Here is a 14,358-nt window from a genome sequence, read left to right on the forward strand (position 1 = left end):
GCCTTCAGCGCCCTTCGAAGCGGGGCGCCCGTTTCTCGACGAAGGCCACGACCCCTTCCTTGAAGTCGCGGCTGCGGCCGCAGGCGCCCTGGTGGCGCGCCTCGATCGCGAGCTGTTCCTCGAAGCTCGCCTCGGGGCTGGAGCGCATCGCCTCGCGCAGCTGCCGGTAGGCCTCGGTCGGCCCCTGCGCCAGCTGCGCCGCGCGGGCGCGCCAGCGCTCCTCGAAATCGACCTCCGGCGCCGCCTCGTAGATCATCCCCCAATCCGCCGCCTGCCGCGCCGGAATCCGGTCCGCGAAGAGCATCGCCCCCATTGCGCGCGCGGTCCCGACCTGCCGCGGCAGGGTCCAGGTGCCGCCCGCATCGGGGATCAGGCCGATCCGGGTGAAGGCCTGTGTGAAATGCGCCGCCTCGGAGGCGATCGCCACGTCGCAGGCCAGCGCCAGATTGGCCCCGGCCCCGGCCGCAGCACCGTTCACCGCCGCGATGCTCGGCACCCGCAGGTCGCGCAGCGCCAGCAGCATCGGCACGTATTCGTCGCGCAGCACCCGCTCGAGATCGGTGGCATTGGCGTTGCCGGTGTCACCCAGGTCCTGACCCGAGCAGAAGGCCCGCCCCGCCCCGGTCATCACCAGCACCCGCGCGCTCTCGTCGAGATGGCGCAGCGCATGTGTGATCTCGGCGCGCATCTGCGTGTTGAGCGCGTTCATCACCGCCGGCCGGTCGAGCGTCAGCAGCGCCACGCCGTCATCGATCGCGAGGCTGATCGTCTGGTAGTCCATGCAAGCTCTCCCCTTGTTGCGGGCGAGCCTACAGCCGCGCGTGACGCGATAAAGGGGCAACCGCGCGTCAGGGCTTCAGGATGTCCCTGAGACGCGTCTCCTCCTCCTCGCTCAGCCGGTCCTCCGGCCCCGAGGCGCGGCGGCGGATCGAGACGAAGGCGACGCCGCCCGCCAGCAGCAGGAGCCCCGGCGCGGCGAGCCAGAGCACGAGGTTGGCGCCGCTGGCATCGGGTTTGAGCAGCACGAACTCGCCGTATCGATCGACCACGGCGCGCACCACCTCGGCGTCGCTGTCGCCCGCGACCAGCCGCTCGCGCACCATCAGCCGCAGGTCGCGGCTGACGCCGGCATTGCTCTCGTCGATGCTCTCGTTGCGGCAGACCGGGCAGCGCAGCCCGGCGCTGATTTCGCGGGCGCGCGCCTCGAGCGCCGGGTCGTCGAGCACCTCGTCGGGCTCGACCGCGAAGGCGGGCGCCGCGACCAGCGCGAGGATGAGCGCGAGCCGCTTCATTCCGCCGCCACCGTGGCCACGGGTGCGCGCCGCGCCCCCGCCGCCACCCGCATCCGCCGGTCGGTGAGCGAAACCACCCCGCCCAGCGCCATCAGGATCGCGCCGCCCCAGATCCAGGCCGCCATCGGCTTGATATGGCTGCGCACGGCCCAGCCGCCGCCATCCTGCGGATCGCCGATCACGAGATAGAGGTCGCGCCAGATCCCGCCATCGATGCCGGCCTCGGTGGTGGGCATTCCCGCCACTGGGTAGAACCGCTTTTCGGGCAGCAGGGTCGCGACCTCGCGCCCATCCGCGCGCACCGTCATCTCGCCGATGGTGGTGAGATAGTTCGGCCCCTCGGCCTCGCGCACCGCGTCGAGCGTGATCTCGTAGCGCCCCAGGCTCCAGCTTTCGCCGATCTGGGCGACGCGGATATCCTCGCGCTCCCACGCCAGAAGCCCGGCGATGCCGATGATGGTGACGCCCAGACCCGCATGCGCCAGCCCGCGGCCCCAATCGGCGCGCGGCAGGCGGCGCAGGCGGTGGAGCCGTGCGGCGACCGAACCGCGACCCGAGCGCGCCCAGAGATCGACGCCTGCGCCGCCGACCACCCAGCCACCCAGCGCCAGACCGAGCGGCCCCAGCGCCGAGCGCCCCGAGCCCAGCGCATAGCCCAGCAGCAGCAGCGCACCCGCCAGCGTCAGCGCGGGCCAGAGCTGCCGCAGCACGCGCGCGCCCTGCGCGCGCTTCCACGCGAACAGCGTGCCGGGCGGCAGCAGCAGCGCCAGCGCCACGAAGAACGGCGTGAAGGCCGCGTCGAAGAATGGCGGTCCGACCGAGAGCACGCGCCCGAACGCCATCTCGGCGATCAGCGGCCAGAGCGTGCCGACGAAGACCACCATCGCCGCCACCGCGAGCAGCACGTTGTTGGCCACCAGCGCGCTCTCGCGGCTCACCAGCCCGAACACGCCCTTGGCCTCCATCGCATGCGCCCGCGCCGCATAGAGAGTAAGTGCGCCGCCGGTGAAGACGCCGAGGATCATCAGGATGAAGACGCCGCGCTCGGGGTCGTTGGCGAAGGCATGCACGCTCGTCAGCACGCCCGAGCGGACGATGAAGGTGCCCAGGAGCGAAAAGCTGAAGGCGAGGATCGCGAGCAGCACGGTCCAGCTCTTCAGCGCCTCGCGCTTCTCGGTGACGATGGCCGAGTGCAGCAGCGCGGCGGCGAAGAGCCACGGCATGAAGGAGGCGTTCTCGACCGGGTCCCAGAACCAGAAGCCGCCCCAGCCCAGCTCGTAATAGGCCCACCACGAGCCCAGCGCGATGCCGATGGTCAAAAACAGCCAGGCCGCCAGCGTCCAGGGCCGGACCCAGCGCGCCCATGCGGCGTCGACCCGCCCCTCGATCAGCGCCGCGACGGCGAAGCTGAAGGACATCGAGAGGCCGACATAGCCGAGATAGAGAAACGGCGGGTGGAAGGCGAGGCCGGGGTCCTGCAGCAGCGGGTTCAGATCCTGCCCGTCGAAGGGCGGGACCGCCATCCGCAGGAACGGGTTCGAGGTGAACAGCAGGAAGGCCCCGAAGGCGACGCCGATCGAGGCCTGCACCGCCAGCACCCGGGCGCGCAGCGCCTCGGGCAGGTTGCCGCCGAACCACGCCGCGCAGGCGCCGAAACCCGACAGGATCAGCAGCCACAACAGCAGCGAGCCCTCGTGATTGCCCCAGACGCCGCTGATCTTGTAGATCATCGGCTTCAAGGAATGCGAGTTGGCGACCACGAGGGCCACCGAGAAATCCGAGGTGACGAAGGCCACCGTCAGCGCCCCGAAGGCGAAGGCGGTGAGCGCGAATTGCGCGGTGGCGGCGGGCTCGGCCACGCCCATCCAGCCGCGCCAGCCCTTCTGCGCGCCGACCAGCGGCACCACCATCTGCACGATGGCGGTGGCAAAGGCCAGAATCAGGGCGAAATGTCCGAGTTCGATCAGCATGCGTCGGTTCTACCCGATCCGCCCTTCGGACGCTATCTCGGGGGCGGGGCGGATCGTCGCTCCCCCGCGGGAAGGCCGGTCACGGCTGCCTGCGCCGCCAGTCGTCGAGCGCCGCGTTCGGCGCCCAAGGGGCTTCGGGCCCGGTCGCGCGCGGCGATGGCAAGGCTGCCGGCGCGGGCGCGGGCCCCGGGATCGGGTCGGGCCGGTGGGCGCGCATCCGCGCGAGCGCCTCGACCATCCCGCGCTCGAAGCTCTGGCCATGCGCCTGCATCCGAGCCCCGAAATAGAAGCTGACGATCGCCCCCATCAGCCACCACAGCGGCTCGGGCACCAGCGCCAGCCCCTCCATCCGCGCCATGAACCAGACCGGATCGGCCATGGCGGCCCCGATCAGGCCCAGCGTGCCGAAGGCCATGGCCGGGCGTGGCAGCCGGTTCAGCCCGTCGATGAAGCGGTCCCAGCCACCGCGCCGCTCGCGCGCCATCTCGGCGGCGAACTGCGCCAGCACCGCCGCGCGGTGTTCCGAGGCGCGCCCGGCCCCGGCCTCGGCGTTCTCGCGAAACGCCTCGACCGTCTCGACCACGACGTTGCGGCGCGCACCGAACAGCGTCGTCAGCAATCCACCGATCAGCCCCATGCCGCCACCCTTTCGCGATGTTGCGCCTCGCTCAGGTGATAGCGCGGCGAGATGAACTCCTCGGCGCGGCGAATCCAGCCGCCCTTGCCGCCGTCGCGGCGGCGCGCGAACTTGCGGCTCGCCGGGCGACGATCCGCCAGCGCGTAGTAGTAGTTGCGCCGGGCGATGCCGTAGGCATCGGCGAGATGGTCGGGCGCGGCCGCCTGCGCCCGGGCCGCGGCGGCGATGGTCTGCGGGCCGATGATGCCGTCGATGGCGACGGGGATACGCATCGCCACCAGCAGGCGCTGCAGGATCTTCACCGCGTTGGCGCCCGAATTGACATACATGTCGAAGACCGAAGCGTGCAGGCTCTCGGGCAGCGCGTCGATGCGCGGTCTCCTGAAGTAGTGCTCGACGAAGATATCGGCCGCCTGCCCGGCGGTGAGCCGCTTCAGATCGGCCTTGGTGACCACGCCGTCGCCATCGAGATCGCGGCCGAGCCTGCGCAGCGTGCCGATCGTGACGCCGTAATTCGTGGCACCACCCGGATCGTCCGGGTCGTCGACATAGCCGCCTTCCCGCGCGACGATCTCCGCCGCGATCTGTTCCACGCTTTTCATTCCGCACCCCTCCGTGACCCCGGATGGGAGAATGCCGCCGCTTCGTTAATTCGACGGCGACGCGGCGTTCGGTGCCTTGTAGACGCCCTGCTCCTCCAGCGCGTCGATCACTTCCTTGGGCATGTAGCTCTCGTCATGCTTGGCGAGGATCTCGATCGCCTCGAAGCGCTCGCCGTTCCAGCGGCCCTGCCCGACCATGCCCTGCCCCTCTTCGAACAGGTCCGGCAGGATGCCGGTATAGGCGACCGGCACCGAGGCCGCGCCATCGGTCACCGAGAAGGTCACCGTCTCGCCCTGACCGCGCGAAAGCGTGCCCTCCTCGACCAGACCGCCGAGGCGGAACACCTCGTTCGGCGAGGGCGGCTCGGCCAGAAGCTGTGCCGGCGAACGGAAGAAGCTGATCCCGTCGCGCATCGCGTAGCCGATGATGCCGGTGGCCAGCGCCAGCGCCACCGCCGCGAGGATGAGGACCTGGATCCTCCGGGTTTTCTTGAGCCCGCGCATCAGGGAAAGACCGGGGCCAGCATCAGCCCCTCCGTTTCGGGCAGGCCCAGCATCAGGTTGGCGTTCTGCAACGCCTGACCCGAAGACCCCTTGCACAGATTGTCGAGGGTCGAGACCACCAGAGTGCGGCCCGACACGCGGTCGCCCGCCACGCCCAGATGGCAGAAGTTCGAACCCTGCACATGGCTCATCCCCGGCAGCTTGCCGAAGGGCAGCACCCGAAGGAACGGCTCGTTGGCATAGCGCGACCGCAGCGCCTCGTGGATGGCCTGCGGATCGCCCTTCACGTAGCACGAGGCGAGGATGCCGCGGTTCACGGGGACCAGATGCGGGGTGAAGAGGATGCGCACATCGCGCCCGGCGATCTGGGAGAACTCCTGGTCGAATTCGCCCAGATGCCGATGCGTGCCGCCAGCGGAATAGGCCAGCACGTCCTCGGAGCGCTCCGCGAAGAGCATGTTCTCCTTGAGCGAGCGGCCCGCGCCCGAGACGCCGTTCTTCAGATCGCAGACGATGTCGTCGAGGTCGATCAGCCCCTTCTCGATCAGCGGCCTTAGCGCAAATTGCACCGTGGCGGCGTTGCAGCCGGTCCCGGCGACGAGCCGCGCCGCGCGGATCTCTTCGCGGTAGAACTCGGTCAGGCCGTAGACGGCCTCGGCCTGCAACTCCATCGCGGCATGCGGCTTGCCGTACCACTTCTCGTATTCGCCGTCGTTCCTGAGACGGAAATCGGCCGAGAGATCGACGATCTTCAGATCCTTGGGCAGATCCGCGATCACCGCCTGGCTCATCGCATGCGGCAGCGCGCAAAAGGCGATGTCGATGGCCGAGAAATCGATCTCGTCGATGGTGCAGAGCTTCGGCAGTTCCAGATGCCCCAGATGCGGGAACACCTCGCCCATCGCCATGCCGGCCTTGCGGTCGCCCGACAGCGCCGCGATCTCGATCCCCGGATGGGTGGCGATCAGTCGGACAAGCTCGGCCCCCGTATATCCGGAGGCTCCGAGAATGGCGGCGGAATGGGTCATGGATTGGTCCTCGTCGAAAGACAGGTAGGGGCGCGGCGCGCCTCGGACAACGATCAGGCCGGGATGAACTCGATCTTGCGGCGCAGGAACTGCGTGGCGCGGTTCGACACGTTCTTCGGGTTGCCGGTGGTCAGGAACAGGCTCTCGGTGCCCGGACCCTTCATCTCGGGGCGACGCTGCAGATAGTCGGCAAGGCTCTCGGCCACGAGGTCGGCCTGGCTGAACACCTTGACCTGCGGGCCCAGCGCGTCCTGGAACACCTCTTCCATCAGCGGGTAATGGGTGCAGCCGAGGACGGCGGCGTCGGGCTCGGGCATCTTGCGCTTGAGCGCGTCGACATGGGAGCGCACCAGCGCCTCGGCGAGGATCATGTCGCCCTCCTCGATCGCGTCGACCACGCCGCCGCAGGCCTGCGCCTCGACATCGACGCCGATGGCGCGGAAGGCCAGCTCGCGCTGGAAGGCGCGGCTTCTCACCGTAGCCGGGGTGGCGAAGAGCGCGACATGCTTCACGCCGACTTCCCGGGGCGGCGAGTTGTCGCCCCAATGCCGCTCGGTCAGCGCCTCGATCAGCGGCACGAAGACACCGAGCACCCGCTTGTCCCGGGGCACCCAGCCCTCCTGCATGCGCCGGAGCGCCGCGGCCGAGGCGGTGTTGCAGGCGAGGATGACGAGATCGCAGCCCGCATCGAACAGCCGTTCGGTCGCCTGCGTCGTCAGCTCGTAGATGTCGTCGGCCGTGCGCACACCGTAGGGCGCATGGGCGTTGTCGCCGAAATAGACCAGCGGCAGATCGGGCAGCCGCCGTTCGATGGCGTCCAGTACCGTGAGCCCGCCCAAGCCACTATCGAAAATCCCGACCGCCATCGCGCACCCTGTATCTGCTCTCGAATTCGTGCCCCATCACCGTGGATCGGGGCGTCGGAGACAGCTCATACGTGGCTTTGCGAAGGAAATCCATCAATGCTTTGGGGTCGTCGCGGCGCGCGTCGAGCGCCGTGCGCGGCACCGGATCGCCGATCGCCACGCGCACCGGCGTATCGGTGCGCGCTCCGAATTCGCGCAGCATCAGGCCCATGCGCAGCGTGTAATGCAGGTGGCTGGCCACCTGGAACAGCCGCGAGTTGGCGCCCTCGAAATACACCGGTATCACCGTGGCGTCGGAGCGCGCGACCATCTTGGCGGTGAAGCTGCGCCAGACCGGGTCGCCGGGGATGCCGAAGGGTTTCGCCGCGGTCGAGACGGTGCCGCCCGGAAAGATGCCGACCGCGCCGTTCTCGCCCAGATGCGCCAGCGCCAATGCCCGGGTGGCGAGGTTCTTCTGCGCCGCCGCGCGGCTGCCGTCGAAATCGACGGGCAACACGACACGGGCGATTTCGGGGGCGGCCCCGAAGACCTTGTGCGCGAGGATCCTGAAATCCGCGCCGCGCCGCCGCGACATCAGGTGGCCCAGCATCAGACCGTCGAGAATGCCATAGGGGTGGTTCGCCACCACGATCACCGACCCCTGCGCCGGGATCGTTTCGAGCGCGCCCCGGGTCACCTCCAGCGCCAGCCCGTAGCGGCGTGCCATGACGCTCCAGACGTCCTCTCCGGCAGCGAGATCGGCCTCGTAGCCGCGCGCCCGGCGGATCAGCCTGTGGCGGCCGGAGGCCGCTTCCATCGCGCGGATCAGGGCCCGCCCCCCGCGGCTGCGGGCGCTGCCGGCATAGCTGATCTCTCGTGCCAGCAGCTCATGTCGCATGGCCAAACCCTTTCCGCGCCCAAGCACAGGAAGGGTCGCACCGGTGCATGACGCGCAGATGACGCAAGGAATTGCGGCAGCGGATGACGACGTTCCGGCATTCGGGCCCAGAAATTCAACAAATCTTGCAATTCCCCGCTATGCTGCGCCCGGTTCCGCTCGCATCGGCGCGAAATATCGCGCAGGCGCTTTGCAGGAACCGCGCCGCGCCATAGATGGCCGGGCGCAACGGACACGGCAGGACGGATAGGCGATGGACTGGGACAAGCTGCGGATATTCCATGCGGTGGCGGATGCGGGGAGCCTCACCCACGCCGGCGATTCGCTGCATCTGAGCCAGTCGGCGGTGAGCCGGCAGATCCGGGCGCTGGAGGAGCAGCTCAACACGACGCTGTTCCACCGCCACGCGCGCGGGCTGATCCTCACCGAGCAGGGCGAACTGTTGTTCGACGCGACCCGCGCCATGAACAAGCGGCTCGAAGCCGCCTCGGCGCGGATCCGCGACAGCGAGGAGGAGGTGTTCGGCGAGCTGCGGGTGACCACGCCGATCGGCTTCGGCACACTGTGGCTGGCGCCGCGAATGCGCAAGCTCTACGAGGCCTATCCCAATCTCAAGATCGACCTGATCCTCGAGGAGCGCGTGCTCGACCTGCCGATGCGCGAGGCCGATGTGGCGATCCGGATGAAGGAGCCGAGCCAGGCCGACCTGATCCGCAAGCGGCTGATGAACGTGAAGATGCGGCTCTACGCGACGCAGAGCTATCTCGACCGCGCCGGACCGCTGGAGAAGCTCGAGGATTTCGAGAACCACCGCCTGATCTGCCAGAACCCCAGCTCGGCGCAGGTTTCGGCCGGTGCCGCGATGGTGCAGGAACTGCTGAGCTACAACATCCCCTCGCTGCTGACGGTGAACAATTACTTCGGCGTGCTGCAGGCGGTGCTCAACGATCTCGGTGTCGGCGTGCTGCCCGATTACCTGCCGCAGCATTTCCCCTCGCTGCAGCGGGTGCTGCCCGATCTGGAGTCCGGAGAAGTGCCGGTCTTCCTCGCCTATCCGGAGGAGCTGCGGCAGTCCAAGCGCGTCGCCGCCTTCCGCGATTTCGTGCAGGAGGAAGTGCAGGCGCATCGCCGCAAACTTCGCGAACAGCTCGGCGATTAGGCATTTCCGCCGCAACTGCCCAATAGATAGTCATGCGCTGGGCGCATGACGGCCTTGCCGCTATGGCAGGGGTTTTGAACTTGATCGTTCACTAACCGCTATATATTTCAGCTTTCGAAGCCGATGCTGCTTTGCGGCGCATCGCTTCATACCTCCCTGTTGGACTTGCCGGGCCTGTGTGCCCGGCTTTTTTTTGCCTCTTTTGTCTTGTTCGGGGCGGTAGGCGGGGGCACCCTGTCGGCGTCACAGCCGGAGGGTGGCAGGATGCGAAGCTTCGATCCCCTTTCCCAGCCGCCGAAATTCGCGATGCCGGTGCCGATCTTCCGAATCTTCGACGAGGCGCTGGCCCGCAGCTTCTACATCGACTTCCTCGGATTTCGCGTGAAGTGGGAGCATCGCTTTGCCCCGAACAAACCGCTCTATGCCGAGATCGCGCGCGGCGGGGCGGTGCTGCATCTGAGCGGCCATCACGGCGATGCCAGCCCCGGCGCCGCGGCATATCTGCCGGTCGAGGGGCTGAGCGCCTTTCGGGACAGCCTGCATGCCAAGCGGCACCCCAACGCCCGCCCGGAGATCGAGACCCGGCCGTGGGGCGACGAGATGATCGTCATCGATCCGTTCTCGAACCGTCTGCGTTTTTGCGAAGAGCGCTGAGCCAGCCCGCATTCAACCCTCCTGCCGCGCTGCTCCAGCCTGCTCGGGACGCGGTCGATCGGCACGGCGAACTGTCTCATGATGGAAAAATCTGCCGCACTTCGGCTCAGAGGCCACCCATTGCCACCCGGCAACCGAATGACGGCGGCGTCTTGCTCGACATGTTCCTCGCGCGCGACTGGATCGCGGGACGGGCCGGTGCGGCCCCTGCCCCCTGAATTCCCGGTCGTCGAAACCCGCTTTCCCCTGCGGCGTCCCGATTGTATGACGCGCGCGACCAGCAGGAGAGCGCCCGCATGTCCGACCCCCAGATCACCGACGACCTCATCGCCGCGCACGGGCTCAAGCCCGACGAATACGCGCGCATCCTCGAGATCATCGGCCGCGAACCGAGCTTCACCGAGCTCGGCATCTTCTCGGCCATGTGGAACGAGCACTGCTCCTACAAATCCTCGAAGAAATGGCTGCGCACGCTGCCGACCGAGGGCCCGCAGGTGATCTGCGGCCCCGGTGAAAATGCGGGCGTCGTTGATATCGGCGACGGCCAAGCGGTGGTCTTCAAGATGGAGAGCCACAACCACCCCTCCTATATCGAGCCCTACCAGGGGGCCGCGACCGGCGTCGGCGGCATCCTGCGCGACGTCTTCACCATGGGCGCGCGCCCGATCGCCGCGATGAACGCGCTCAGCTTCGGCGAGATCGAGCACCCCAAGACCCGCCGCCTCGTCTCGGGCGTGGTGTCGGGCATCGGCGGCTACGGCAACTGCTTCGGCGTGCCCAATGTCGGCGGCGAGGTGCGGTTCCACCCCAGCTACAACGGCAACTGCCTCGTCAACGCCTTCGCCGCCGGCCTCGCCAATGCGGACGCGATCTTCTACTCGGCGGCCTCGGGCGTCGGCATGCCGGTGGTCTATCTCGGCGCCAAGACGGGGCGCGACGGCGTCGGCGGTGCCACCATGGCCTCGGCCGAGTTCGACGACACGATCGAGGACAAGCGCCCGACCGTGCAGGTGGGCGATCCCTTCACCGAAAAGCGCCTGATGGAGGCCTGCCTCGAACTGATGGCCTCGGGCGCGGTGATCTCGATCCAGGACATGGGCGCGGCCGGCCTCACCTGCTCGGCGGTGGAGATGGGCGACAAGGGCAATCTCGGGATCCGGCTCGACCTCGACCGCGTGCCCTGCCGCGAAAAGGCGATGACCGCCTACGAGATGATGCTCTCGGAGAGCCAGGAGCGGATGCTCATGGTGCTGCGCCCCGAAAAGGAGACCGTGGCCCGCGCGATCTTCGACAAGTGGGACCTCGACTTCGCGATCGTCGGCGAGACGATCCCCGAGGACCGCTTCCTGATCATCCACGAGGGGGAGACCAAGGCCGACCTGCCGCTCAAGGCGCTGTCGGGCACCGCGCCGGAATATGATCGCCCTTGGGTCGAGACGCCCGCGCCCGCGCCGCTGCCGCTGGTCGACGAGGTCGATGCGATCGAGGGGCTGCGCGCGCTGATCGGCTCGCCCAATCACGCCCACAAGGCCTGGGTCTGGGAGCAGTACGACCACATGGTGATGGGCGACACGGCGCGCGCGCCGGGTGCGGGCTCGGGCCTCGTGCGGGTGCACGGCACCGACAAGACGCTGGCCTTCACCTCCGACGTGACGCCGCGCTACGTCAAGGCGAACCCCTATCAAGGCGGCAAGCAGGCGGTGGCCGAGGCGTGGCGCAACCTGATCGCCACCGGCGCCAAGCCGCTCGCCGCGACCGACAACCTCAACTTCGGCAACCCCGAAAAGCCCGAGATCATGGGCCAGCTCGTCGGCGCCATCAAGGGCATCGGCGAGGCCTGCGAAGCGCTCGACTTCCCGATCGTGTCGGGCAACGTCTCGCTCTACAACGAGACCGACGGCACCGGCATCCTGCCCACACCGACCATCGGCGGCGTCGGGCTGATCGAGACCGCCGACCGCGCCATCGGCACGCAGCCGCGCGAGGGCGACGTGGCGCTGGTTCTGGGCACCACCGAGGGGCATCTGGGCCGCTCGGCGCTGCTGTGGGAGATGCTGGGCCGCGACGAGGGCGATGCGCCGCATGTCGATCTGGCGGCCGAGAAGGCGCATGGCCTCTTCGTGCGCGACAACCACGCGCTCATTCGCGCCTGCACCGACCTGTCGGATGGCGGGCTGGCGCTGGCTGCCTTCGAGATGGCCGAGGGCGCAGGGCTGGGCGTCGAGATCGGCGTCACCGGCACGGCGGCGCTGTTCGGCGAGGATCAGGGCCGCTACCTGATCGCCGCCGACGAGGACAGCGCCGCGGCGCTGGAGGCCGCCGCCGGCTCCGCCGGGATCGCGCTGGCGCGGGTCGGCCGCTTCGGCGGCACGACGGTGAGCCTCGGCGGTGCCACCGCGCCGCTGTCGGAGCTTTCGACGCTCTTCCGCACCGCGTTCGAGACCGCGCTGCACATTCCGGCGGCCGAGGCCGAGCTGGCGGTCTGAGGCGCGGCCTCCCCCCTGCCCCGGCGGCGGCCTTGCGTGCCGCCGGGGCGCCGCCTACATCTGAAGCGACATGAACAGGCGAGGAAGACAGACATGGCGATGAGCGCACAGGAAATCGAGGATCTCCTGCGAGAGACCTTTCCCGAGGCGAAGATCTCCATCACCGACCTCGCCGGAGACGGCAATCACTACGCCGCCGAGGTGATCGACGAGAGCTTCCGCGGCCTGAACCGGGTGCAGCAGCAGCGCGCCGTCTACGCCGCGCTCAAGGGCCGGATGGACGGGCCCGCAGGCGATCTGCACGCGCTGGCGCTGACCACCAAGGCGCCCGACTGACCCCCATTCCCGCAAAGGACACGCATATGACCGCGCAGGACAACGCGACCGACGCCAAGGCCCGCATCGACGAGATCGTCAAGTCGAACGACGTGGTGCTCTTCATGAAGGGCACCAAGACCATGCCGCAATGCGGCTTTTCCAGCCGCGTCGCCGGGGTGCTGAACTTCATGAACCTCGAGTTTCGCGACGTGAACGTGCTCGAGGACAACGACATCCGTCAGGGCGTCAAGGATTACTCCGACTGGCCGACGATCCCGCAGCTCTACGTGAAGGGCGAATTCATCGGCGGCTGCGACATCATCACCGAAATGACGCTCTCGGGCGAGTTGGACCAACTGTTCGAGAAGAACGGCGTGGCCTTCGACCGCGACGCCGCCGAAAAGATCCGCGAAGCCAACAAGGGCTGAGCCAAGGGCGCTTAAGACAGGCGCTTCGAGATGAAGACCCGGTGGAACCCCTGCTCATGGGCCCGCCGGGTCTCTTCATATCCGGCCATGGCATAGATGCGCAGGTTCCGTTGCATCGCCGCGTTGGTATAGAGCCGGATCTCGGGCAGCCCGGCCCGCCGTGCCATGTTCTCGGCCGCGCCGAGCAACGCCCGGCCCAGCCCGCGGCCCTGTGCGTCGGCATGCACGGCTATGTTGTCGAGCAGGAGATGATCGGGCCGCGGCAGCAGCACCATCAGCGCCGCGCTCGGACCTGCCTCGTCCGGCAGATGCACGACCCCCGCCGCGATCAGCGCACCGTAATCGGCGCGCATCGGCGCGGGCGCATGACCGATCAGCGGGATATAGGGAGCGTAAGCGGATGTGACGATCTCGTCGACCCGATCCCGGTCCGCCGCCCGGGCCAGCCTGAGGCGCATGGCCTCAGACGCCCGCCTTCTCGACCCGCTCGGCCAGCGCCTCGGCACGCGCCGTCATCTCGGCCAGCATCTCGATCAGGCCGTGCGGGATCACCGGCACCTCGACCTCGACCTTCTGCGGATCGGTGCGCGCCTTGTTCAGCGCCGCCTCGGTCTGGCTCAGCCGCTTCTCGACCTGGCCCGCGTAGTTTTCGGTCTGGCGCAGCCGGTCCTCGAGCCCTGCGGCCCGGTCGGCGAGCATCAGCCCGGCCATCAGCAGCATCTTGCTCTCGGGCATCCGCCCGGCCTGCTGGGCGAGGCCCGAGGCCTCCTCGTCCAGAAGCCGCGCGGCGGCCTGCAGATAGGGCTCCTCGCCCGACTGGCAGGCGACGACGAATTCGCGCCCGCCGATGGTGATTTCGACCTGCGGCATCAGTCGCGCTCCTCGACCAGCGGTTTCAGTTCGGACAGCACCGCGTCGAGCTCGGCCACCTCGGCGTCGCGCTCGGCCCGCAGCGCGCCCAGCTCGGCGGCCATGGCGCGGTCGATCAGCTCGGGATCGGCCAGCTCGGCCTCCATCGCCTCGCGCAGCTCGCCCGCCACCTCGCGCAGCTCGGCATTGGAGCGGCGCAGCGCCTGAAGCTGCCCGTCGAGATCGGCCATCTGGGCGTTCTGCGCCTCGATCCGCGCCTCGAAGGCGGCGAGCCGACCATCCTGTTCCTCGCGCAGCGCCTTCAACCGGCCTTCGAGCTCGGCATTGGCCTGCTGCTGGGCGCTGAGTTCGGCGCCGAGGCCCTCATCGTCGCCGCGCGGCCCGCTCTCGATACGGTCGAGCCCCTGGCCGATCCGGTCCAGCGCCGCCGAGAGGCGGCTCTCCAATTCGGTGATGTCGGTCATCGTGCCCCTGCCTGCCCTGCCCCGGTCCCGTCCGGGCCGCCGCGAACGCGGTCCGAATCGCACGGGGCTTCGGAAAAACCTAGACCACGCTCCCGCCCCCCGCAAACGCCGGCGGCGGACCGCAAGGCGCCGCCCGTCCGCTTGAACTCGCTCGCGCCGCCTGTCAATACCGTGCGCGACAAGGGGGGCCGCGCCGCGGCTGC

General features: G+C 68.9%; 17 protein-coding genes. 5 read left to right on the forward strand and 12 right to left on the reverse strand.

All coding sequences use genetic code 11. The features are described from left to right. Positions 1-4 precede the first annotated feature (4 nt). From ACRAQ3_RS10250 to ACRAQ3_RS10290, 9 genes are all read right to left on the reverse strand, one after another. Positions 5-781, reverse strand: a complete 777-nt coding sequence (locus ACRAQ3_RS10250) for an enoyl-CoA hydratase-related protein (protein WP_269395942.1) — start codon at positions 779-781, stop codon at positions 5-7. Between the two features lie 67 nt (positions 782-848). Continuing rightward, a complete protein-coding gene (locus ACRAQ3_RS10255) occupies positions 849-1,292 on the reverse strand; it encodes a cytochrome c-type biogenesis protein (RefSeq protein WP_269395943.1) in 444 nt (147 codons plus the stop codon). Continuing rightward, complete coding sequence (locus tag ACRAQ3_RS10260) at positions 1,289-3,262, reverse strand: heme lyase CcmF/NrfE family subunit (protein ID WP_432254555.1); 1,974 nt, start codon at positions 3,260-3,262, stop codon at positions 1,289-1,291. The genes ACRAQ3_RS10255 and ACRAQ3_RS10260 overlap by 4 nt, the downstream gene beginning before the upstream one ends. Positions 3,263-3,341: 79 nt before the next feature. After that, the gene (locus ACRAQ3_RS10265; RefSeq protein ID WP_432254556.1) at positions 3,342-3,899 is read right to left on the reverse strand and encodes a holin family protein; all 558 of its coding nucleotides are present in this window, start codon (positions 3,897-3,899) and stop codon (positions 3,342-3,344) included. Next, the gene (locus tag ACRAQ3_RS10270) at positions 3,890-4,501 is read right to left on the reverse strand and encodes a holin-associated N-acetylmuramidase (RefSeq protein ID WP_432254557.1); all 612 of its coding nucleotides are present in this window, start codon (positions 4,499-4,501) and stop codon (positions 3,890-3,892) included. Before ACRAQ3_RS10270 ends, ACRAQ3_RS10265 begins: the two co-directional genes overlap by 10 nt. 45 nt (positions 4,502-4,546) lie before the next feature. Further along, positions 4,547-5,005 (reverse strand): cytochrome c maturation protein CcmE, encoded by a 459-nt coding sequence (ccmE, locus tag ACRAQ3_RS10275; RefSeq protein ID WP_269395947.1) that lies wholly within the window; start codon positions 5,003-5,005, stop codon positions 4,547-4,549. Next, positions 5,005-6,033, reverse strand: a complete 1,029-nt coding sequence (gene argC, locus ACRAQ3_RS10280) for an N-acetyl-gamma-glutamyl-phosphate reductase (RefSeq protein WP_432254558.1) — start codon at positions 6,031-6,033, stop codon at positions 5,005-5,007. Before argC ends, ccmE begins: the two co-directional genes overlap by 1 nt. 53 nt (positions 6,034-6,086) lie before the next feature. Beyond that, positions 6,087-6,899 carry a glutamate racemase gene (murI, locus tag ACRAQ3_RS10285; protein ID WP_269395949.1) on the reverse strand — a complete coding sequence of 271 codons (813 nt, stop codon included), beginning with the start codon at positions 6,897-6,899 and terminating at the stop codon, positions 6,087-6,089. Continuing rightward, the gene (locus ACRAQ3_RS10290) at positions 6,877-7,776 is read right to left on the reverse strand and encodes a lysophospholipid acyltransferase family protein (protein ID WP_432254559.1); all 900 of its coding nucleotides are present in this window, start codon (positions 7,774-7,776) and stop codon (positions 6,877-6,879) included. Before ACRAQ3_RS10290 ends, murI begins: the two co-directional genes overlap by 23 nt. A gap of 253 nt (positions 7,777-8,029) precedes the next feature. On the opposite strand from ACRAQ3_RS10290, the gene ACRAQ3_RS10295 reads away from it, so the two are divergent. From ACRAQ3_RS10295 to grxD, 5 genes are all read left to right on the forward strand, one after another. Continuing rightward, a complete protein-coding gene (locus ACRAQ3_RS10295; RefSeq protein WP_432254560.1) occupies positions 8,030-8,935 on the forward strand; it encodes a LysR family transcriptional regulator in 906 nt (301 codons plus the stop codon). A gap of 123 nt (positions 8,936-9,058) precedes the next feature. Beyond that, positions 9,059-9,589, forward strand: a complete 531-nt coding sequence (locus ACRAQ3_RS10300) for a glyoxalase superfamily protein (RefSeq protein WP_432254561.1) — start codon at positions 9,059-9,061, stop codon at positions 9,587-9,589. Positions 9,590-9,885: 296 nt separating this feature from the next. Beyond that, positions 9,886-12,075, forward strand: a complete 2,190-nt coding sequence (gene purL / locus ACRAQ3_RS10305) for a phosphoribosylformylglycinamidine synthase subunit PurL (RefSeq protein ID WP_432254562.1) — start codon at positions 9,886-9,888, stop codon at positions 12,073-12,075. 93 nt (positions 12,076-12,168) lie between these two features. Further along, entirely contained in the window at positions 12,169-12,411 is a 243-nt protein-coding gene (locus tag ACRAQ3_RS10310; RefSeq protein WP_085895747.1) for a BolA/IbaG family iron-sulfur metabolism protein, read from the forward strand. Between the two features lie 26 nt (positions 12,412-12,437). Then, positions 12,438-12,821, forward strand: coding sequence for a Grx4 family monothiol glutaredoxin (gene grxD / locus ACRAQ3_RS10315; protein WP_085895746.1), 384 nt, complete (start codon positions 12,438-12,440; stop codon positions 12,819-12,821). A gap of 11 nt (positions 12,822-12,832) precedes the next feature. On the opposite strand, the gene ACRAQ3_RS10320 is transcribed toward grxD, so the two are convergent. The 3 genes from ACRAQ3_RS10320 to ACRAQ3_RS10330 are packed head-to-tail and all read right to left on the reverse strand — an operon-like array spanning position 12,833 to position 14,155. Beyond that, positions 12,833-13,279, reverse strand: a complete 447-nt coding sequence (locus tag ACRAQ3_RS10320) for a GNAT family N-acetyltransferase (protein ID WP_432254563.1) — start codon at positions 13,277-13,279, stop codon at positions 12,833-12,835. 4 nt (positions 13,280-13,283) lie between these two features. After that, on the reverse strand, positions 13,284-13,691 hold the full coding sequence (locus tag ACRAQ3_RS10325; protein WP_269395954.1) for a cell division protein ZapA: 408 nt from the start codon (positions 13,689-13,691) through the stop codon (positions 13,284-13,286). Further along, a complete protein-coding gene (locus ACRAQ3_RS10330) occupies positions 13,691-14,155 on the reverse strand; it encodes a hypothetical protein (protein WP_085895743.1) in 465 nt (154 codons plus the stop codon). The genes ACRAQ3_RS10325 and ACRAQ3_RS10330 overlap by 1 nt, the downstream gene beginning before the upstream one ends. Positions 14,156-14,358 lie beyond the last annotated feature (203 nt).

Source organism: Limimaricola sp. AA108-03 (genome assembly GCF_050847355.1).
In the GTDB taxonomy this organism is placed as follows: Bacteria; Pseudomonadota; Alphaproteobacteria; order Rhodobacterales; family Rhodobacteraceae; genus Limimaricola.